General features: G+C 68.0%; 23 protein-coding genes. 14 read left to right on the top strand and 9 right to left on the bottom strand.

Annotated features, from left to right (window positions below):
- The first annotated feature begins 24 nt into the window (after positions 1-24).
- On the top strand, positions 25-303 hold the full coding sequence (locus LI337_RS14730; RefSeq protein ID WP_227230645.1) for an amphi-Trp domain-containing protein: 279 nt from the start codon (positions 25-27) through the stop codon (positions 301-303).
- Between the two features lie 32 nt (positions 304-335).
- On the opposite strand, the gene LI337_RS14725 is transcribed toward LI337_RS14730, so the two are convergent.
- A complete protein-coding gene (locus LI337_RS14725) occupies positions 336-1,019 on the bottom strand; it encodes a riboflavin synthase (protein WP_227230644.1) in 684 nt (227 codons plus the stop codon).
- A gap of 137 nt (positions 1,020-1,156) precedes the next feature.
- Here LI337_RS14725 and LI337_RS14720 point away from each other — a divergent pair, with 137 nt between their 5' ends.
- Complete coding sequence (locus LI337_RS14720) at positions 1,157-1,819, top strand: DUF502 domain-containing protein (RefSeq protein WP_227230643.1); 663 nt, start codon at positions 1,157-1,159, stop codon at positions 1,817-1,819.
- A gap of 122 nt (positions 1,820-1,941) precedes the next feature.
- On the opposite strand, the gene lrp is transcribed toward LI337_RS14720, so the two are convergent.
- The gene (lrp, locus tag LI337_RS14715) at positions 1,942-2,403 is read right to left on the bottom strand and encodes an HTH-type transcriptional regulator Lrp (RefSeq protein ID WP_227230642.1); all 462 of its coding nucleotides are present in this window, start codon (positions 2,401-2,403) and stop codon (positions 1,942-1,944) included.
- Positions 2,404-2,527: 124 nt separating this feature from the next.
- On the opposite strand from lrp, the gene glnA reads away from it, so the two are divergent.
- Positions 2,528-3,898, top strand: coding sequence for a type I glutamate--ammonia ligase (gene glnA / locus LI337_RS14710; RefSeq protein WP_227230641.1), 1,371 nt, complete (start codon positions 2,528-2,530; stop codon positions 3,896-3,898).
- 94 nt (positions 3,899-3,992) lie between these two features.
- On the opposite strand, the gene LI337_RS14705 is transcribed toward glnA, so the two are convergent.
- The 4 genes from LI337_RS14705 to LI337_RS14690 all read right to left on the bottom strand — a co-directional run bounded on the left by LI337_RS14705 (position 3,993) and on the right by LI337_RS14690 (position 5,817).
- Entirely contained in the window at positions 3,993-4,490 is a 498-nt protein-coding gene (locus LI337_RS14705) for a 2'-5' RNA ligase family protein (RefSeq protein WP_227230640.1), read from the bottom strand.
- Positions 4,491-4,533: 43 nt separating this feature from the next.
- Positions 4,534-4,740 carry a DUF7554 family protein gene (locus LI337_RS14700; protein WP_227230639.1) on the bottom strand — a complete coding sequence of 69 codons (207 nt, stop codon included), beginning with the start codon at positions 4,738-4,740 and terminating at the stop codon, positions 4,534-4,536.
- Between the two features lie 55 nt (positions 4,741-4,795).
- Positions 4,796-5,479, bottom strand: coding sequence for a DUF5828 family protein (locus LI337_RS14695; protein WP_227230638.1), 684 nt, complete (start codon positions 5,477-5,479; stop codon positions 4,796-4,798).
- Between the two features lie 110 nt (positions 5,480-5,589).
- Positions 5,590-5,817 carry a DUF8007 family protein gene (locus tag LI337_RS14690; protein ID WP_227230637.1) on the bottom strand — a complete coding sequence of 76 codons (228 nt, stop codon included), beginning with the start codon at positions 5,815-5,817 and terminating at the stop codon, positions 5,590-5,592.
- A 148-nt stretch (positions 5,818-5,965) separates the two neighbouring features.
- On the opposite strand from LI337_RS14690, the gene LI337_RS14685 reads away from it, so the two are divergent.
- The 4 genes from LI337_RS14685 to LI337_RS14670 all read left to right on the top strand — a co-directional run bounded on the left by LI337_RS14685 (position 5,966) and on the right by LI337_RS14670 (position 8,704).
- Positions 5,966-6,349, top strand: a complete 384-nt coding sequence (locus LI337_RS14685) for a cupin domain-containing protein (protein WP_227230636.1) — start codon at positions 5,966-5,968, stop codon at positions 6,347-6,349.
- Positions 6,346-7,011, top strand: coding sequence for a DUF8052 family protein (locus tag LI337_RS14680; RefSeq protein ID WP_227230635.1), 666 nt, complete (start codon positions 6,346-6,348; stop codon positions 7,009-7,011). Before LI337_RS14685 ends, LI337_RS14680 begins: the two co-directional genes overlap by 4 nt.
- Before the next feature lie 96 nt (positions 7,012-7,107).
- On the top strand, positions 7,108-7,851 hold the full coding sequence (locus tag LI337_RS14675) for a DNA polymerase sliding clamp (protein ID WP_227230634.1): 744 nt from the start codon (positions 7,108-7,110) through the stop codon (positions 7,849-7,851).
- A gap of 85 nt (positions 7,852-7,936) precedes the next feature.
- Positions 7,937-8,704: a DUF7979 domain-containing protein gene (locus tag LI337_RS14670; protein WP_227230633.1), complete on the top strand. Its 768-nt coding sequence runs from the start codon at positions 7,937-7,939 to the stop codon at positions 8,702-8,704.
- A gap of 59 nt (positions 8,705-8,763) precedes the next feature.
- Here LI337_RS14670 and LI337_RS14665 read toward each other — a convergent pair whose 3' ends face one another.
- Together LI337_RS14665 and LI337_RS14660 are read right to left on the bottom strand one after the other, a co-directional pair.
- Positions 8,764-10,140 carry an MFS transporter gene (locus LI337_RS14665; protein ID WP_227230632.1) on the bottom strand — a complete coding sequence of 459 codons (1,377 nt, stop codon included), beginning with the start codon at positions 10,138-10,140 and terminating at the stop codon, positions 8,764-8,766.
- A 126-nt stretch (positions 10,141-10,266) separates the two neighbouring features.
- Positions 10,267-10,854 carry a DUF7474 family protein gene (locus LI337_RS14660; RefSeq protein ID WP_227230631.1) on the bottom strand — a complete coding sequence of 196 codons (588 nt, stop codon included), beginning with the start codon at positions 10,852-10,854 and terminating at the stop codon, positions 10,267-10,269.
- A 169-nt stretch (positions 10,855-11,023) separates the two neighbouring features.
- Between LI337_RS14660 and LI337_RS14655 the strand changes: the two genes are divergently transcribed.
- Positions 11,024-11,476: a DUF6069 family protein gene (locus LI337_RS14655; RefSeq protein ID WP_227230630.1), complete on the top strand. Its 453-nt coding sequence runs from the start codon at positions 11,024-11,026 to the stop codon at positions 11,474-11,476.
- 48 nt (positions 11,477-11,524) lie between these two features.
- Here the strand turns inward: LI337_RS14655 and LI337_RS14650 are convergent, their stop codons facing one another.
- Positions 11,525-11,944: a winged helix-turn-helix transcriptional regulator gene (locus LI337_RS14650; protein ID WP_227230629.1), complete on the bottom strand. Its 420-nt coding sequence runs from the start codon at positions 11,942-11,944 to the stop codon at positions 11,525-11,527.
- 129 nt (positions 11,945-12,073) lie between these two features.
- On the opposite strand from LI337_RS14650, the gene LI337_RS14645 reads away from it, so the two are divergent.
- The 6 genes from LI337_RS14645 (at position 12,074) to mutL (ending at position 18,370) form a co-directional block, all read left to right on the top strand.
- On the top strand, positions 12,074-12,739 hold the full coding sequence (locus tag LI337_RS14645; RefSeq protein ID WP_227230628.1) for an NAD(P)-dependent oxidoreductase: 666 nt from the start codon (positions 12,074-12,076) through the stop codon (positions 12,737-12,739).
- The gene (locus LI337_RS14640) at positions 12,736-13,581 is read left to right on the top strand and encodes an NmrA family NAD(P)-binding protein (protein WP_227230627.1); all 846 of its coding nucleotides are present in this window, start codon (positions 12,736-12,738) and stop codon (positions 13,579-13,581) included. Before LI337_RS14645 ends, LI337_RS14640 begins: the two co-directional genes overlap by 4 nt.
- Before the next feature lie 145 nt (positions 13,582-13,726).
- On the top strand, positions 13,727-15,157 hold the full coding sequence (locus tag LI337_RS14635) for a ferritin-like domain-containing protein (protein WP_227230626.1): 1,431 nt from the start codon (positions 13,727-13,729) through the stop codon (positions 15,155-15,157).
- Positions 15,154-15,483, top strand: coding sequence for a DUF8036 family membrane protein (locus LI337_RS14630; protein ID WP_227230625.1), 330 nt, complete (start codon positions 15,154-15,156; stop codon positions 15,481-15,483). Before LI337_RS14635 ends, LI337_RS14630 begins: the two co-directional genes overlap by 4 nt.
- 124 nt (positions 15,484-15,607) lie before the next feature.
- On the top strand, positions 15,608-16,012 hold the full coding sequence (locus tag LI337_RS14625; RefSeq protein WP_227230624.1) for an NUDIX domain-containing protein: 405 nt from the start codon (positions 15,608-15,610) through the stop codon (positions 16,010-16,012).
- A 129-nt stretch (positions 16,013-16,141) separates the two neighbouring features.
- Positions 16,142-18,370 (top strand): DNA mismatch repair endonuclease MutL, encoded by a 2,229-nt coding sequence (mutL, locus tag LI337_RS14620; RefSeq protein WP_227230623.1) that lies wholly within the window; start codon positions 16,142-16,144, stop codon positions 18,368-18,370.
- The last annotated feature ends 8 nt before the right edge of the window (positions 18,371-18,378 follow it).

Genomic DNA, 18,378 nt, shown 5'->3' with positions numbered 1-18,378 from the left:
ACCCCTCACGTCGTAGGCCGAGCGATGCCAGAAGAGACGATATTCACCTTCGAGCGGGACATGAGCACGGCAGAGGTCGCAGAGTACCTCCGGACGGTCGCAGACAAACTGGCGGCCGGCGAGGGGTTCACCCTCGAATCCGGCGAGGAGTCGGTGACGCTCGCGCCGCCGGGCCGCGTGGAGTTCGAGGTCGAGGTCGAACGCGAGACCTCGGCGTCGGGCGGCGACGCGGAGATCGAAGTCGAGTTCGAGTTGGAGTGGGACGAGGACGCGACCGGCGACGGCGACCTCGTCATCGACTGAGGACCCGGAGACGACAGGAACGGTGCGGGTCGCTACTGCGTCGGTGCCGGCGACGCTTCTTCGGCCGTCTCCACGTCGTCCTCGACGATGCGCTCGCGGTAGCCCTCGATCATGTTCTCGACGTACTTCGCGATCACGTCCACCTCGACGTGGACCGGGTCGCCGACCGACTTCTCCGAGAGCGTCGTCAGTTCGTAGGTCGTCGGGATGATGGCGACCGCGAAGCCCGACTCTCGGCGATCCGCCACGGTGAGGCTGATGCCGTCGAGCGTGATCGACCCCTTCTGGACGACGTAGCGCGCGAGATCGGTCGGCAGGTCGAACTCGAAGTACCAGTCGTCGCCGACGCGTTCGATCTCTGTCACTTCGGTCGTGCCGTCGACGTGGCCCTGCACGACGTGCCCGTCGAACCGGCCGTCGGCCGCGAGAGCGCGTTCGACGTTGACCGTGTCGCCCGCCTGTACGTCGCCGAGGTAGGTCTTCGCGACGGTCTCACCCGCGAGGAACACCTCGAACCAGTCGCTCGCGTCGGCGGGAAGGTCGTTCTCGGCGTCGTGGCCGAAGCGCTCGACCGTGAGACAGACGCCGCTGACGCTGATCGACTGGCCGTGGTGCAGGTCGTCGAGTCCGTCGGCGGCGATCCGGAGGCGTCTGCCGCCCTCGTCGTCCGTCGCCGTGACGACCGTGCCGGTGCCTTCGACGATACCAGTGAACATAGACAGTGGTCGGGGTGGGGTGTGCAAAACCGTTGTGTCTCTCAGTTCTGAAACGGGTCGAGGTCGGGCACCGAGCGTGTGGCCGACGACCGGTCGGTCCCGAACGCTTATCGCCCCACCGGAGCCAGTTGCGAGCGATGCGACCGATCACTCGGCTCCGGAACAGTTTCCTCGCCGGCATGCTCCTCCTCCTGCCGCTGGCGGTGACGGTGTTCGTGCTCCAGTTCGTGTTCAATCGCGTGACGCCGATCATCCGACCGCTCGTTCTCAGGATCGAACCGGAACTGCGGGCGTCGCTCGGCTACGACGGTGAACTCCTCTTCGTCGCGCAGGTCGTCTCGGCGGTGCTCATCGTCCTCGTCATCGTCGTCGTCGGCGACCTCGCCTCGCGGGACTTCGGCCGGCGACTGTTCGGGAGTTTCGAGCGCGGGGTCGAACTCGTCCCGGTCGTCCGCACGGTCTACTTCGGCGTCCGGCAGGTCGCCGAGTCCCTGACCGAGCGGAACTCGCGGTACGAGAGCGTCGTCCTCGTGGAGTTCCCCCGCGAAGGGCTGTTCTCGATCGGCTTCGTGACGAACGAGAGTCCCCGGCAGGTGCGGCAGGTCGCCGACAGCGAGGCCGTGAACGTCTTCGTCCCGAACAGTCCGAACCCGACTGCCGGCGCGCTGGTGATGCTGCCGGCCGACGACGTGTACGAGGTCGATATGTCGGTCCGGCGTGGGATTCGTCTGCTGGTGACGACCGGGCTGTCGGTGAACGACCTGGAGGAAGACGAGTTGCCGGAAGGCGTGGCGCGGTAGTCGCTGTCGGTCTCGTCGATTCGGTCGCTGGTGTCGGTGTCGGTGCTATCGCTGTCGTCGGTGCTGTCGGTGCAGGCGTCGTCACTCACAGTGTAACGCAGTCGAGAACTGTCTGGGCCGGCTCAGGCGTCGCCTGCGTCGAGTTCGAACTGCTCGTTCTCGACGACGGCGTTCAGGACGACGCTGGTGTTCGACTCGCGGATGTCAGCGTCCGTGAGCAGTGACTTGATCTGCTCGTTCATCCCGTCGGTGTCTTTGAACTTGCCGATGGCGATGATGTCGTAGTCGCCGGTCACCTCGTAGACCGAGATCATCTGTTTCTCGTCCTGCAGACGGTCGGTGATGTCCGGCAGGGCGCTCCCCTCGACTTTCAACTGGATCACGGCGGTCACGTCGTAGCCCAACGCGTCGTAGTTCACGCGCGGGGTGTACCCCTCGATGACGCCCTCGTCTTCGAGGTCGCGGAGGTGGTTCGACACCGTCGTCACGGAGACGTCCAGTTCTTCTGCGAGGCTCCGGAGACTCGCACGACCGTCTCCCAGCAGGGCGTTGATCAGCTTCGCGTCGAGGTTTTCGTACGTCATTACACCGAGACACTCGGGCACCCCACAAGAACTTTACGAACATCCAGTTTCAGGGCCTAGCAAATAGGCTTTGCACTAAGCGATAAGGTCTTTATACTGGCAGTGAACGGCTACACTGTCAAGCATGACGGACAACCAGAAAGCACCAGATGGTGGTCTGAGTGCCACCGAGCAGGCGGTTCTCGACGAGATCGACGAGCAGAACATCGACTTCCTCCGACTCCAGTTCACGGACATCCTCGGGACGGTCAAGAACGTCTCCATCCCGGCCTCGCAGGCCGAGAAGGCGTTCACCGAGGGCATCTACTTCGACGGTTCGTCTATCGACGGCTTCGTCCGTATCCAGGAGTCCGACATGCGGCTGAAGCCGGACCCCGACACCTTCGCGGTCCTCCCGTGGCGCAAGAGCGAGGACAGCGCGGCCGCACGACTCATCTGTGACGTGATGGACACCTCGACCGGCGAACCGTTCTCGGGCGACCCGCGTGGCGTCCTCAAGAGCGCACTCGAACGCGCCGAGGAGATGGGCTACGACGTCAACGCCGCCCCGGAACCGGAGTTCTTCCTCTTCGAGCACGACGAGGACGGGCGCGCCACGACGAAGACGAACGACGCCGGCGGCTACTTCGACCTCGCGCCGAAGGACCTCGCACAGGACGTGCGTCGTGACATCATCTTCGGCCTGGAGGACATGGGCTTCGACGTGGAGGCCAGCCACCACGAGGTCGCACAGGGGCAACACGAGATCAACTTCACCTACGACGACGCGCTGGCCACCGCCGACAACGTCGCCACCTTCCGGTCTGTCGTCCGCGCCATCGCGGCCGAACACGACCTGCACGCGACGTTCATGCCGAAGCCGATCCCGCGCATCAACGGCTCCGGGATGCACACCCACATCTCGCTGTTCCAGGACGGCGAGAACGCCTTCCACGACGAGGACGACGAGTTCAACCTGAGCGAGACGGCAAAGCAGTTCACCGCCGGCATCCTCGCACACGCGCCGGCACTCGCGGCCGTGACGAACCCGACCGTGAACAGCTACAAGCGACTCGTGCCGGGCTACGAGGCCCCGGTGTACGTCGCCTGGTCCGACCGCAACCGGTCGGCACTCATCCGCAAGCCGGCCGCGCGTGTCCCGGCCGCCAGCCGTATCGAGGCTCGCTTCCCGGACCCGTCGTGTAACCCGTACCTCGCCTTCGCGGCGCTCATCCACGCCGGGCTGGACGGCATCGAGAACGACCTCGAGTGCGACGACCCCGTCAGAGAGAACATCTACGAGTTCGACGAGGAGAAGCGTGCCGAGTACGGCATCGAGACGCTCCCGTCGAACCTCGGGGAGGCCATCGAGGCACTCCAGGCCGACGAAGTCGTCGCCGACGCACTGGGCGAGCACGTCTACGAGAAGTTCGTCGAGGCGAAGTCCCAGGAGTACGACGAGTACCGCGTCGACGTCTCCCAGTGGGAACTCGACCGCTACCTCGAGACCTTCTGAACCGGCACACAGACTCGATTCTCTTTCGCGTGACGCGGTGGGAGCGACGCCACCGTCTCCGCCGACTGCACACCGAGAGCGATGCGACGGGGTGCTACGCCGGCAGCGAGATCCGCGCCGCCGCCTCCCGGTGCCGGGCGTCCCACACCTGCACCTGCGAGACCGTCCACGTCACCGGGTCGACCCCCTCGGCGACCAGTCGCTCCGCGTCGGCCACCGACCCGCCGCGCGCCAGCGTGACGTGCGGCACGTAGTCGGGCCCCTCCAACTCGTCCACCGCGCCGAACTCGGCGACCAGCGTCTCGTGGAGGTCACGCAGCCCCGGACTCTCGACCGCGAGGTAGACCACCGGACCGCTCCCCCGCGGTGGGTGCTCGAAGTAGTCGACGCCGGTGACCTGCGCCTCGAAGGCGGGGGTGCCACGGAGCGTCTCGCGCAGTCGCTCGCGGAGGCGGGCGAACCGGTCGGTCTCGAAGCGTTTGGCGACGAGCGTGTGGCGACTCCGGAGCCGGTCGAAGGGAGTCAGTCGTGGGTGGAGATCGGACGCCAGCCGCGAGACTGCGGGCGGAACACGGGCGTTCAGACTGTACACGGTCGATCCTCGCGCCCAGCCGAGTTGTGGCTGTCGGTCGCGGTCAGATCTTGTCGAAGAACCAGAGGACGATCAACGCGACCACGACCAGCGCGATCAGCGAACTGAGCGGCCCGAATATCACGTCCAACGTCGCGCCGACGAGTCCCACGGCGGCTCCGAGGACTTCGAGCGCGAGCCAGATGACGACCAGCACGAGGACGATCTTCAACAGGTCCTCGGCCTCGATCTCGGCGCGTGATCCCATCATATCACCCGGATCGCGGGCTGGTAGCAAAAGGGCTGTGGCCGTGTCGTCGGCGAGGTCAGTTCGTCGTGAACTTCGCGTCGGTCTCGGAGGGTGGCGGTTCGACGCCTTCGACGGCTTCGGCCGTCTCGGTCTCCTTCTCGGTGTCGATGTGCCAGCGGTCGATCTCGTCGTACTCCGCCAGTCGTTCGGAGACCTCGTCTTTCAGGTCGTCGTCGTTGACGTTGATCTCGAAGATGAACTCCGGGTCGCCGCCGTTGCGGGTCGTCTTCTGGATGTTCGCGCTGACGAGTTCGTTGTCGAAGTAGTAGGGCGCGAGTTGGGTCATCACCTTCCGGTAGACCGTGTTCTCGACCGCGCGGACCGCCTTGCGGCCGGCGGAGTCGGCGGCGCGGGTGACGTAGTCGATGGAGTCTTGCCACTTCTCGATGGCCCCCTCGTTGTCGCCCTCCTCGATGTGTTCGTACGACTCCGTCAGCTTCTCGCCGGCCGACTGAAGGTCCTCGTCCGGTTCCTTGCCGGCCTTCTCGCCCTCGCCCTCGGCGACACTGGCCTGTTCTGCGGTCTTCTCGCTCACGTCGACGCTCAGTCGTTCGTGGGACTTCGGCCGCCACTCGTCCCACTGCTCGAACGCGTCCCCGTCTGCTCCGGCCTCCCGTAGTGCGTGCGTGACGCGTTCGCCGTGTTCGACGGCGTCGCCCCACGAGCCACGGAGTTTGAATCCGGAGATGCTCTCTTCCATGCGATGTCTCCCTGTTATGCTCCGTTACGGGCGTCAGCGGTATAAACGTCTCCGCTGTGTGTGGTTGTCACTCACGTCCGGGCCGTCCCCTCGCCCACGACGAACCGGGGTCACCGGCCGTAGGTCAGCCGGGTCGCTACGTCGTCGATACGACGCTTCAACCCGCCGAGCCACGCCGACGGCGACACCCGGCGGAGGTCGTCCTCGTCGACCTCGATTCGCTCGCCGGCGAAGGGATCGCGGGTCGCGCGTTCCGACTCGTCCGTCCCCTCCATCGCGGTGTCGACGACGGAACTCATGGCACACCGGCCACACGCCTCGCGTTCGTCACTGTCCATGGTACGATCTCGCACGCCGGTTGGTCAACGATCCTGTTAAACCTTGTCCCCGGCGGTCTCGCCGGGTCGTGAGGACTCTCCGTGCGCCCCGTCGACGCGACCCACGACACGCGACGGGTTTTTGTCGGCCCTTGTCGTGTGCCGACACATGGGATACCGACTCGTGGACGCCGACGCGGTGCCGCCCGCCGAGGACCGGCCCTGTCGGCTGCGCCGACTGAGTGAGCCGGCGGGCCTGTCACAGATGGCGATCAACCGCTTCTCGGCGGAACCGGGCGAACAACTGCCGCTCGCGTACCACTACCACGACGAACAGGAGGAGGTGTTCTACGTGCTCTCGGGGACGCTCGCCGTCGAGACGCCGGACGAGGAGTACACCGTCGAGACCGGGGACCTGTTCGCGGTCGACCCGGGGAGTCCACAGCGCGCGTACAACCCGGCCGACGCCGACGAGTCGGTGCAGGTCCTCGCTATCGGCGCGCCACCCGTCTCCGGTGACGCGGTCGTCTACGACCCGGAGACGGACGGATGAGCGGGAACACGGACACACCGGACGGGACCGACCCCACGGACGAGGGGACGTCCGGGACCGAACGCCCTCCGGAGATACCCGAGGACGTCGAACCACTCGGCGAGGTGCCCGACTGGGACGACGAGTACCTCGACCGGGTCTCCGACCGCCTGATGTTCAACTACGACCTCGACCGCGACACGGTCGTCCACGGCGAGCAGTTCCCGATGACAGGGACGCTGGAGGTCCACAGCCAGAAGCAGTTCTTCCACCCGGCGCTGTCGTACGGCCACCACGAGTCCGAGGAGTACCTGTTCGTCCGGCGTCTGGCCCGACCGACCGTCGCGGATCTGGAGCGACTGGTCGAGTTGGGGCACCGAATCGCCGACGAACGCGTCGTCGCAGACGAGGAACACTTCAGTACCGACGTGACCTTCGTCGTCGTCGCCGAGGACCTCGCCGACGACGTGGCCGCGTTCGTCGCCGACCACGAGGACCGGACCCTGCTGAAGTACGGCTACTACGGCCACTACGAGGTGAACCTCGCGGTCGTCGTCCCCGAGGCGGAGCGACTGGTTCGGAGTCCGTCTGCGGACACCGCCGAGGCGTTCGCGCTGTGGGAACCACTGACCGAGGAGAAGGGCCTGTTCGGTCGGCTGTTGGACGCGATTCGGCCCGGCTGAACCGGCGGTGCTTCGGGTCGTGCCACACCGGGGCAACGGGCGCGCGCGGGAGGATACGGGTGACTTTTTAACCCGCGATTTCGTACGTCGTCGTATATGTTCAAGGCCATCGTGAGCGCGGCGACGCTCCGGGACGCGCTCGACTCGGTCAGCGTGTTGGTCGAGGAGTGTAAGATTCGACTCAACGAGGACGGACTGGCGATTCAGGCGGTCGATCCCGCGAACGTCGGCATGGTCGACCTCTCACTGGACTCGGAGGCCTTCGAGTCCTACGAGGCCGACGGCGGCGTCATCGGCGTCAACCTCTCCCGACTGGAGGACATCGCCGGGATGGGCAACGCCGGCGACCTCGTCCACCTCGAACTCGACGAGGAGACCCGCAAACTCCACATCCGCATCGACGGCCTCTCCTACACCCTCGCGCTGATCGACCCCGACTCCATCCGGCAGGAACCGGACATCCCGGACCTGGATCTGCCCGCCGAGATCGTCCTGGAGGGGACCCACCTCGACCGGGGGATCAAGGCCGCCAACATGGTCTCGGACCACATCGCGCTGCGCGTCGACGAGAGCGAGGAGACGTTCCACATCGAGGCCGAGGGCGACACCGACGACGTCGACCTCGAACTCACCCGCGCTGACCTGATCGACCTCGAGGTCGGCCCCGCCGAGTCGCTGTTCTCGCTCGACTACCTGAAGGACATGAACAAGGCGATCCCGAGCGACGCCGAGGTCACGATGGAACTCGGCGAAGAGTTCCCGGTGAAGCTTCACTTCGAGTTCGCCGAGGGACTCGGACAGGTGACGTACATGCTCGCGCCGCGCATCCAGAGCGACTGACCTGCGACCGACTCGGTTCGTCTCTCGATTCTCTCTGCTGTTCTCGCCACAAGACACATCCCGCAGACGGTCGTCGCTCGACCAGATGGACCGCCGTCTCGCTACGCTCGTCGTCCTCCTCGTGGCCGTGCCGCTGGTCGCCGCGCCGCTGGTCGCCTTCCCGACTGCGGACCAGCCCACCTACGTCCACGACATCGAGCAGATCGACGAGCGCGAGATTCCCGCCGACGTGACCGTCCAGCAGTACGACGACCTCTCGCCCGAGGCACGGCAGGCGATAGACAGCGCACTCGCCAGCGACGACGGGACCGCCGTCGTTCGTGGCGAGGCGAACGAGCCACCCGAGTTCGCCTACAGCGACACCACGTTCTGGGGAGACGGTCGGTACGCAGTCGAGAAGAACGGTGAGCACTACGAACTGACGACCTACGCCGCCGGTGGCATCGACGTCTCGCCGATCACGGAGCGACTGCTCCAACTGCTCGGCCTGTTCGTCGGCGTGGCCGGGATCGTCGGCGTCCACGACGGCCGGGAGCGGACCGCGACCGCAGTCGCTGGTGTCGCCGCCGTCCCGCTCTTCGGCACGGTGATCCACAGCGTCGGACTGGCCGAGGTCGACGCACTCGTACTGTTCTCGGCGCTCGGCGCGTTCTGTGTCGCCGTGGCCGGGGTCGGTGTCGTGACCCCCCGTCCTGTCGGCGTCGCCGTCACCGGACTGTTCACAGTCGGCGTCGTCGCGGTCGCCGTCGTCTTCGGGTTGGGACTCTTCGTCGTCGGTCCCGTCCTGCTCGTCGCCCTCGTTGGACTGCTCGCGGCGGTGTTCACGAACGACTCGGCGCAGACGACTGGCTAGCGCTCGAACGACCGTGGCTACGGGTCACTCCGAGGGCCGACACGTCCGGGGGAGATGTCTCAGGTCGCCGGCTCCGCCGGTCCCGATAGTCCCGCCCGCGCGATGCCGACGAGGATGGCGACGATCGGGACGATCAGGAGTGCGCCGACGAGGAACGGCGACCAGTAGGCGACGACGGCGTACAGCGCCGCCATCGCCGGGGGACCGATGGTCCGGCCGAGACTCCCCGCGCCCTGCGTGACGCCGAAGGCGCTCCCCTGCTCGTCGGCCGACGCGGACCGGGAGACGAGTGTCGAGAGCGCGACGTTCAACAGACTGTTGCCGACCGACAGCCCGGCGAGTAAGACGAGCAGCGCGAGCAGTTCCCGCGTGAGCCACGGCAGGCCGCCGACGGTCGGGAGGAGTGCCCGCCCGATCTCGGGTGCGAACGGGATCGTCCCGAGTGCGACGAGGAGGAGACTCGCACCCGCGACCGCGATGGAACTGTCGCGGTAGCGTTTCGACAGTTGGCCGACCAGGATCCCCTGGTTCAGCACGCCCAGCACGCCGATGTAGGTGAGCAGGAAGGCGGCCTGCGTCGCGTCGTAGCCGTAGATGTCGGCGGCGTAGGGGATGAACATCACCTGGATCCCGGAGAAGGCGACCGAGACGACGAAGAAGGCGACGACCAGCCCCCGCAGGTTCGTGTTCCGCAGGGCGTCGGCGAACTGAGAGACGAGTCCCGCGCGCCTCGCGGCGGTGCGCTGGCGCTCCGGTTCCGACAGAAAGAGCCCGGCGGCGACCAGTGCGAGCAGCGAGAAGCCGGCGGCCGCGAAACTCGGCAACGAGAAGACGGTCGCGGGGACGAACGACGGGAAGATTCCTGCTGCTGTCGAGACGACCGCGTCGCTGGCGAAGACGCCGCCGATTGCCGGGCCGAAGACGAAGCCGAGCGCGAAGGCCGCCCCGACGAGTCCGAGTGAGGCGGCCCGTCGGTCAGCGGGCGTCACGTCGGCGATGTACGCCTGTGCGGCGGCGATGTTCCCGCCCATCGCACCGGCGAGCATCCGGGAAGCGAACAGCGTCGCCAGTCCACCGACCACCCCGAACAGCGCGGTCGTCTCGGCGGCCAGTCCGAAGACGGTCCACGCCACGGCGCTCCCGGCCAGCGAGAGCATCAGGACCGGCCGGCGACCGCGCTGGTCGGAGAGTTGGCCGAGGTAGGGCGCGAAGACGAACTGCGTGAGCGAGTAGGAGGCCGCCAGCAGGCCGATGAACACGTCGCTGACGCCGAAGCTCCGGACGTAGAAGGGGAGGATGGGAATGACGATGCCGAAGCCCAGCAGATCGATGAAGACGATGGCGACGACGGTCGCGACGGCGCGCCGGGAGCCACCGGCGGGGATGGCCGATCCATCGCTGGACTGGCCGGCGGTCGCCGTCTCGGGTGCGCTCATTCGGCGGGAGTACGCCTGCGGGACGTGTAACGTTTGTGTGGTGAGCGATGGCTCGGCGCGATCGAGTCGGATGCGTGATCGCTCGGCGTAGTCGAGTGGAGCGACAGCGTGGGCCGGACCGGTCGCTCAGGCGTGGCGGTCGATGACGGCCTTCGCGGCGCGGGCCTTCTCCTTCCAGCCGTACCCCTGCTCGTAGACGTGGCGTTTCTTCTCGACGAGTTCGCCCGGCGTGGCCTCCTCGAAGCCGCCACGCTCCCACGACCCCGAGTCGCGGAGCCACGCCACGACGTTCTCCTTCGTCTCGGGCCACGACAGGCCGACGAACTCGTACCACGCGATCATGGCGAAGACGGCGTTGTCGTGACAGCCCGGCACGCTCCCCTTCCGGTAGAGGGTCGCCATCGGCTCGCGGGTCGGTTCGGAGACGCGCTCCTTGTACTCGGCGGCGGTCAGCAGGCGGAGGTTCCCCTCCTCCTCGACGACACGCTCGTTGCGCTGGAGGCGCTGCAGCGCGGACTGGTGGAGCGCGTCCCACTCGCCGTGGACCGCGTCGCGCAGGGCGGCCTCCGGGGTCGGACCGGCCGCGAGTCGGGCGACGATGTCGGTGTAGGCCTTCTCCACTGCCTGCCACGCGACGCCCTCGAACTGGCAGTCGGCGCGGTGGAGGCTGTTCGTGGTCGAACAGCCGGGACAGGGGTAGTGGAACTGCGGCACGACACGGGGTACTGTGTGGATCGTCTTAGGTTGTCTGGATTGCGCCCGGACTCGATCGGTGGCGGTCCGGTCTGTTCCGACGCTTCCGACCCGGGGAATCGACCACACTACAGCAGTGATACCACACACCACGACGTACGTTCATGCTCTCAGCGGGCGTATCTCACTCGTGTCAACTACCGTCTCCGAGTCACTCGACTCGACCACCGGAGTCACCACCGCTCGCTTCACCACCACCGCGATAGTCCGCCGGGGGGCGCTCGCACTCCTGCTCTCGGCCGCCGCCAACGCCCTGCTGTTGGCCGCCATCCTCGCGTCGGGGGCGGTCCCGCCGTTCATGGCACTCGCGTACGGACCAGTGATCTTCGTCTCCCTGCTCGGGGCACTCGGCGCGACCGTCGTCTACGCCCTGCTCGCACGCCGGGTGACGGACCCGGATCGGACCTTCGTCCGGGTCGCGGCCGTGGCGCTCCTGCTGTCGTTCGCGCCGAACGTCGCGCTGTACCTCTCGGACCCGGCGGTGACGCTCGGCGTCCTGCTCAGCCTCGCGTCGATGCACGTCGTCGCGGCCGTCGCCAGCGTCGGCGCACTGACTCGTGGCCGGGACACGGTGGCTCCCTGACAACGCACGCCTCGGTCTCCGCCGCCGCACGCCGTGACTTCTGCCCGCTCACGCTTCGAGTGTGTCCAGTTCGTGACTCCGCGCCCAGTCTGCGAGGTGGCCGAACACCGGAAACAGTGCCTCGGCGCGGTCGGTCGCGGCGTACTCCACCCGGGGCGGGATCTCGTTGTACGCGGACCGCGTGAGCAACCCGGTCGCCGTCAACTCCTTCAGGCGCTCCGAGAGCGTGTTCGGCGAGATTCCCAGCGCAGACTCGATCTCCGAGAAGCGCAGTGGCCCCGACTCGTCGGCGAAGACGCGCAGAATCGCCATCGTGTGTGCCCTCCCGAGCAGGGTCAACAGGTCCGCGACGGTGCCGTCGATGCGCGCCACCTCGGCCGCTGAGAACTGCCCGCGCGAGCAGTCGCCGGTGTCGTCGGCTGTCTTCCTCGCGATCTCACCACTCGTGTCCGAACTACCGGCCGTCATCCGGGTCACTACGACAGCTGAAGCGATAAACTTCGCTCTCGGGAGCCTCGGCGCTCACTCCCCGACTTCGTAGTGACTCCGATACTTCGAAGTTCACAGTATTTCACTTCAGAAGCCGTATCGAAGGGCATGACAGCAGACGAATCGGCTTCTCGGCGTATCGCCGTCTTCGGCGCGAGTGGCAGAACCGGTCTCCCCCTCGTCGAACGGGCACTCGACCACGGCCACACCGTCGTCGCGTTCGTCCGCGACGCCGAGAGACTCCCCCTCTCGCCCGCCGACTACGACGACCGACTCGTCGTGATCGAGGGCGACGCCTACACCGGCGAGGGGGTCTCGGCGGCGGTCGCGGGCGCGGACGCCGTCGTCAGCACGCTCGGCCAGACCGACGGGAGCCCCGACGACCTGTTGACCGTCGCCGGCGACCACGTCCTCGACGCGATGGCCGACCACGAGGTGGACCGGTTCGTCACGCTCGTCGGTGCCGGCGTCCGCGAGGACGGGGAGTCGGTGTCGATGACCGGCCGGGTGATGGGTGGCCTGCTCAAGTTGGTCGCCCGCGAAGTCCTCGCGGACGCCGCCGAGCACGTCGCTCGCGTCAAGCAGAGCGACACGCGCTGGACGGTCGTCCGCGCCCCACGACTCGTCGACGGCGAGGGCGCAGGTGACTACGCGGCCGGCGACGTCTCGCTGGGCTTCGAGGCTGTCGCGCGGGCCGACGTGGCCCGGTTCCTGCTCGACTGCGTGGAGGACGACCTGTACGTTCACGACGCGCCGAAGGTGGGTCCGGCGTGAGCAGGGGACTGAGAGTCCTCGTCGTCGGCGCGACCGGGAGGCAGGGCGGCGCGGTGGTCGACGCCCTGCTCGCCGACGACGCCGACTTCGAGGTGTTCGGTCTGACCCGCGACCCCGACAGCGAGAGCGCCCGCGCCCTCGCAGAGCGCGGCGTCACGGTCGTCGAGGGTGACGCGACCGACCGGGAGTCGATGGATCGCGTGCTCGCCGAGACCGACGCAACTGACGTGTTCCTGCTGACCACCGGTGGTGCCGACGCCGAGCGCCGACAGGGTGAGACGGTCGTCGCGGCCGCGGAGGCGGCCGGCGTCGGGCACCTCGTCTTCTCCTCCGGCGGGAACGCCGGTGCGGGGGGTCACGTCCCGCACGTCGCCGCGAAGTTCGCGGTCGAGCAGCGACTCCGCGAGTCGCCGATGCGCTGGACGATCGTCCGCCCGCACAGTTTCGTGAGCAACCTCGCCCGGAACCGGGACGAGATCGCGTCCGGGACGCTGTCGTTTCCGATCCCCGAGGGAGAACGCTTCGCGTTCGTCGATCACCGCGACGTCGGCCGGTTGGCGGTCCGGGCGTTCCGCGACCCCGACCGGTTCGCGGGCGAGACGATCGAACTCGCGGGCGCGGTCGTCTCTCTGCCGGAACTCGCCGAGGCGGTGAGCGACGTGGTGGGTCACGGGGTCGACCCGCGACCGATCCCGCGCGAGGCGATGGGTGGCGGGATGGCGACGTTCGCCGAGTTCGTGGCCGAGTCGGCCGACGTGGTCGATCCCGACCGACTGCACCGGGTGTACGACTTCGAACCGACCGACCTTCGGACGGCACTGCGCGAGAGCGACTGGCTGTAGCCACAGGCCGACCGATCACCCCCAGACCGACTCCGGACGAATTTTGGAGAGATTTCGCCCGACCTCCGGAGAGATTCTTCAGGCGGTTCGGTCACAGTTCGGAAAATGCACTTTAGTTGATAGGTACTCGAACGGAGTGAAGCCAATGACCGACCCACGACGCGACTCCCACGACGCGACCCAGTCCGCGACCGACCGCTTCGACATCGACGCCCAGCACGCCGAACTTCGCGGCCACACGACCCACGAGGATGCGGAGGCCGGCGACGGAAACACCACCGGCGACAGCCTCCGGAGCCACACGACGCGCCGGAAGATGATCGCAGGGCTGGCCGCCGCCGGCACCGCCGCGATCGCCGGCTGTTCCGGCGACGGCGGGCAGGCGACCGAGGAACCGACGATGACGCCGACCGACACGCCGACGCCGACGGAGACGCCCACCGAGGAGCCGACCGAGATGGAGCCGCCGAACCCGGACGTCGACGTGCTGAACTACGCGCTGACGCTCGAGCACCTCGAGAACGCGTTCTACCGTGACGGACTCGACGAGTTCGCCGACGAGGAACTGATGATGGCCGACGTGCTGTCGCCGTTCGGCGAGGCCGTCCGGATGGACGTGCCGGAGTTCCTGCAGACCGTCGGTGCCCACGAGAAGGCCCACGTCGACGCGCTGTCGGCGACGATCGAGGACCTCGGCGGCACGCCCGTCATGGAAGCCGAGTACGACTTCGGCTACGAGACGGCCTCCGAGTTCATCGCCACCGCGAAGGCACTGGAGAACACCGGCGTCTCGGCGTACGCCGGTGCGGCACCCGCCATCGTGAACAACGAGATCCTGCAGGCCGCCGCCGGTATCCACAGTGTCGAGGCGCGCCACGCCTCGTTCCTGAACCTCGTGAACGACGACTCCCCGTTCCCGGCCGGCGTGGACGAAGCTCGGTCCGTCGCCGAGGTCGTCGACATCGCCGGGCAGTTCATCACCAGCGACGTGTCCCTGCCCGACGGGCTGACCGACGACGAGGAACCCGAGCAGGACCGGAAGGCAGACAACGACGTGAGCGACGTGGACGTGCTGAACTACGCGCTGACGCTCGAACACCTCGAGAACGCCTTCTACCGCGACGGCCTGGAGAACTTCTCCGACGACGAACTGATGTCCGCGAACGTCCTGTCCGACTACGACGACGGCCTGACCATGAAGGTGCCGGACCACCTCGCCACGGTCGGTGCCCACGAGGCGGCCCACGTCGACGCGATCAGCCAGACGGTCTCTGATCTCGGCGGGACGCCGGTCGAGGAGGCGACCTACGACTTCGGCTACGAGACCGCCTCGGAGTTCCTCGCGGTCGCACAGGCACTCGAGAACACCGGTGTCGCGGCCTACGCGGGGGCCGCCGGGACCGTCGCGGCCGACGCCGTCTTCTCGGCCGCGATCGGTATCCACAGCGTCGAGGCACGCCACGCCGCGTTCCTGAACGAACTGAACGTCGAGTCGCCGTTCCCGAACGGCGTGGACGAGCCGATGACCATGTCGGAGGTGACGGAGGTCGCCGGCCAGTTCATCGTCGAGGAATGATCCCGCTCGTGACCGGTGCGGGACCGATCTGGGCGACGGTCGCCCGCCTCTCCGCTGGCGCGAACCTCCTGCTGTTGGTCGGTCTCGGCACGATCTGGGTCCGGAACGCGGTCCGGTTCCGGTCGAAACACACCGCCGGGATGGCGACCTTCGCCGGCCTGCTGTTCGCCGAGAACGCGATTGCGCTGTACTACTACCTGCTCGACCCGACACTGTCTGTGTGGTTCTCGACTGCGGTTCCGGCGGTCGCGTGGCGCGCGATGGTGACACTCCACGTCCTGGAGTCCGTCGCGCTGGCGGTGCTGGCGTGGATCACGTGGGACTGACGGCACGTCGACACGGACGAGCGGTGTCGCGCCGGCGCTCCTGTTTTGCCAGCGTGGGCGGGATTCATACTGTTCCGGTCGCTCTCCCGAGACGTGAGCGACTACCGCGTGTGGGGTGACGGCCGTGGGTAAGACGTGGCGCGCGGTCGTGACCCAGAAGGCCGTGATCCGCGACGCTGGCGAGGTGCTCGTCGTCCGGGACGCGAACGACGGCGACTGGGAGTTCCCCGGCGGGCGCATCGACCGCAAGGAACGTCCCCGCGAGGCACTGCTCCGGGAGGTCCGCGAGGAGACCACACTGGACGTGCGGGTGTCCGAACCGGTCTACACCGCCAGCAAGCGCCGGAAGAAGAAGAAGGGCAAGTTCTTCGTCTACTACGCGGCGACGAGCGCCGACCGCGAGGTCTCGCTGTCGGACGAGCACACCGACCACCGGTGGCTCCCGCCGAGCGCGGCGCGACCACTGCTGAACGACCGGCGGGCGACCGCACTGGATCGGGCGACTGCACCGGATCGGCCGACCGAGTGACGAACGACCGCGCCGAACAGGGGTTTCATAGGTCGCCGACCCGTCACACCGGGCGATGACTACCGAGGCGACGCGGGTGACCGCGACTGGGGGGCGGCGTCCGACCGCGACCGACGGGAGGGCGGTCGCGTGACCGACATCCACCAGCTCGATCAGGACACCATCCAGCGAATCGCGGCGGGAGAGGTCGTCGAGCGCCCGGCGTCGGCGGTGAAGGAACTCGTCGAGAACAGCCTCGACGCCGACGCCTCGCGCGTCTCGGTCGCGGTCGAGTCCGGCGGGAAGGAGGGTGTGCGCGTCCGTGACGACGGGATCGGGATGAGCCGCGAGCAACTGGAACTCGCGGTCGAAGAGCACACGACGAGCAAGATTTCGGACATCGGTGATCTGGAGGCCGGCGTCGGTACCCTCGGCTTCCGGGGGGAGGCGCTCTCGACGATCGGCGCGGTCTCGCGGTTGACGATCAGGTCGAAACCGCGCGGCGGGTCCGGTGCTGGTGGCGGGTCGGGCGCGGGCACCGAACTCCGGATGGAGGGCGGCGAGGTCGTGGACGTGGCTCCCGCCGGCTGTCCCGAGGGCACCACGGTCGAAGTCGGCGACCTGTTCTTCAACACGCCGGCTCGCAAGAAGTTCCTGAAGACCGACGCGACCGAGTTCGACCACGTCAACACGGTCGTCACGCAGTACGCGCTGGCGAACCCCGACGTGGCCGTCTCGCTGGAACACGACGACCGGGAGGTGTTCGCCACCGAGGGGCGCGGCAGTCTCGAATCGACCGTCCTGTCGGTGTACGGGCGGGAGGTCGCCGAGGCGATGCACCGGGTCGACGCGGACCCGCGCGCCGGCGCGGTCCACTCGGTGACCGGCCTCGTCAGCCACCCCGAGACGACCCGCGCCTCGCGGGACTACTGCTCGACGTTCGTCAACGGGCGGTACGTCCGGGCGTCGGTCCTCCGGGACGCCATCCTCGACGCCTACGGCGGGCAACTCGCGCCCGATCGGTTCCCCTTCGCCGTCCTGTTCGTCGAGGTGCCGCCCGAATCCGTGGACGTGAACGTCCACCCCCGGAAGATGGAGGTCCGGTTCGACGACGAGGCGGGCGTGAAAGCGGGCGTGGAGTCGGCGGTCGAGGACGCCCTGCTGGACGCCGGCCTCGTGCGCTCCTCGGCCCCGCGCGGGCGGTCGGCACCCGCAGAGACGCAACTCAGCCCCGAGTCCGGGTGGAACGACAGCGAGCGCGACTCGACCGAGGACCCCGGCGTCGTCGGCTCCGGAGTCGCCGACTCGGACGAAGACGACGACCGGCCCGGACCGGGGCGCGCGCCGGCGGCGCGCGCCCCTGAGTCGGCCGAAGATGGTGCGACGACCGACTCCGACTCGTCGGTGGCTGGCGACTCCGGGTCGTCGGTAGCCGGCGACTCGGAGTCGGCGTCGGTCCACGATTCGGAGTCGGCCGAGTCGTGGGACGCGGAGTCGGTTCCTGCGACGCGCTCCGACACTCGACGAGGGAGCACGACCACCGGGAGTGCGACCGAGGATGGGACCGCATCAGCGGTCCCATCCTCCGGGGGCGGGGAGGTCCCATCCTCCGGGGGCGGGGAGGGCCCATCCTCCGGGGGTGGGGAAGTCCCATCCACAGGGAGTGAGGGAGACGACGCGAACTCGACGCGCCGCTTCCGCGACACGACCGGCCAGCGAACACTCACCGGGGACGACGCCCGACCCGAGGCCGAGTACGACAGCCTCCCCAGTCTCAGAGTGCTCGGGCAGTACGACGACACCTACCTCGTCTGCGAGTCCGACGACGGTCTCCTCCTGCTCGATCAGCACGCCGCCGACGAGCGCGTGAACTACGAGCGTCTGCAGGACGCGATGGCCGGCGACACGCCGACACAGGCGCTCGCGGAACCGGTGACGCTGGAACTCACCGCGAGAGAGACCGAACTGTTCGCGGAGTACACCGACGCGCTGTCGCAGGTCGGCTTCCACGCCGGACGGACCGGCGACCGGAGCGTCGAGGTGCGCACCGTGCCGGCAGTGTTCGGCGACGCACTGGACCCCGACCTCCTTCGGGACGTGCTCTCGGCGTTCGTGGCAGACGGCGTGGACGGGGACGAGACGGTGGACGCGGTGGCCGACGCACTGCTCGCCGACCTGGCGTGTTACCCCTCGATCACCGGGAACACGTCGCTCCACGAGGGGTCGATGACCGGCCTCCTCGACGCACTCGACGACTGTGCGAACCCCTTCGCCTGCCCGCACGGCCGACCGACTGTCGTCCGGTTCGACCGGGGCGAGATCGACGACCGGTTCGAGCGCGACTACCCCGGCCACGCCGGGCGACGACGCGAGGACTGACCACGCGG

The sequence above is a fragment of the Salinirubrum litoreum genome (assembly GCF_020567425.1).
Taxonomy (GTDB): domain Archaea; phylum Halobacteriota; class Halobacteria; order Halobacteriales; family Haloferacaceae; genus Salinirubrum; species Salinirubrum litoreum.
The sequence above is the reverse complement of the archived record's forward strand: the minus strand, read 5'-3'. Positions and strand labels throughout refer to the sequence as shown.

Coding starts and splice junctions, on each gene's coding strand:
- LI337_RS14730 (WP_227230645.1), top strand. CDS start 25: ATGCCAGAAGAGACGATATTCACCTTCGAGCGGGACATGAGCACGGCA.
- LI337_RS14725 (WP_227230644.1), bottom strand. CDS start 1,019: ATGTTCACTGGTATCGTCGAAGGCACCGGCACGGTCGTCACGGCGACG.
- LI337_RS14720 (WP_227230643.1), top strand. CDS start 1,157: ATGCGACCGATCACTCGGCTCCGGAACAGTTTCCTCGCCGGCATGCTC.
- lrp (WP_227230642.1), bottom strand. CDS start 2,403: ATGACGTACGAAAACCTCGACGCGAAGCTGATCAACGCCCTGCTGGGA.
- glnA (WP_227230641.1), top strand. CDS start 2,528: ATGACGGACAACCAGAAAGCACCAGATGGTGGTCTGAGTGCCACCGAG.
- LI337_RS14700 (WP_227230639.1), bottom strand. CDS start 4,740: ATGATGGGATCACGCGCCGAGATCGAGGCCGAGGACCTGTTGAAGATC.
- LI337_RS14695 (WP_227230638.1), bottom strand. CDS start 5,479: ATGGAAGAGAGCATCTCCGGATTCAAACTCCGTGGCTCGTGGGGCGAC.
- LI337_RS14690 (WP_227230637.1), bottom strand. CDS start 5,817: ATGGACAGTGACGAACGCGAGGCGTGTGGCCGGTGTGCCATGAGTTCC.
- LI337_RS14685 (WP_227230636.1), top strand. CDS start 5,966: ATGGGATACCGACTCGTGGACGCCGACGCGGTGCCGCCCGCCGAGGAC.
- LI337_RS14680 (WP_227230635.1), top strand. CDS start 6,346: ATGAGCGGGAACACGGACACACCGGACGGGACCGACCCCACGGACGAG.
- LI337_RS14675 (WP_227230634.1), top strand. CDS start 7,108: ATGTTCAAGGCCATCGTGAGCGCGGCGACGCTCCGGGACGCGCTCGAC.
- LI337_RS14670 (WP_227230633.1), top strand. CDS start 7,937: ATGGACCGCCGTCTCGCTACGCTCGTCGTCCTCCTCGTGGCCGTGCCG.
- LI337_RS14665 (WP_227230632.1), bottom strand. CDS start 10,140: ATGAGCGCACCCGAGACGGCGACCGCCGGCCAGTCCAGCGATGGATCG.
- LI337_RS14650 (WP_227230629.1), bottom strand. CDS start 11,944: ATGACGGCCGGTAGTTCGGACACGAGTGGTGAGATCGCGAGGAAGACA.
- LI337_RS14645 (WP_227230628.1), top strand. CDS start 12,074: ATGACAGCAGACGAATCGGCTTCTCGGCGTATCGCCGTCTTCGGCGCG.
- LI337_RS14635 (WP_227230626.1), top strand. CDS start 13,727: ATGACCGACCCACGACGCGACTCCCACGACGCGACCCAGTCCGCGACC.
- LI337_RS14630 (WP_227230625.1), top strand. CDS start 15,154: ATGATCCCGCTCGTGACCGGTGCGGGACCGATCTGGGCGACGGTCGCC.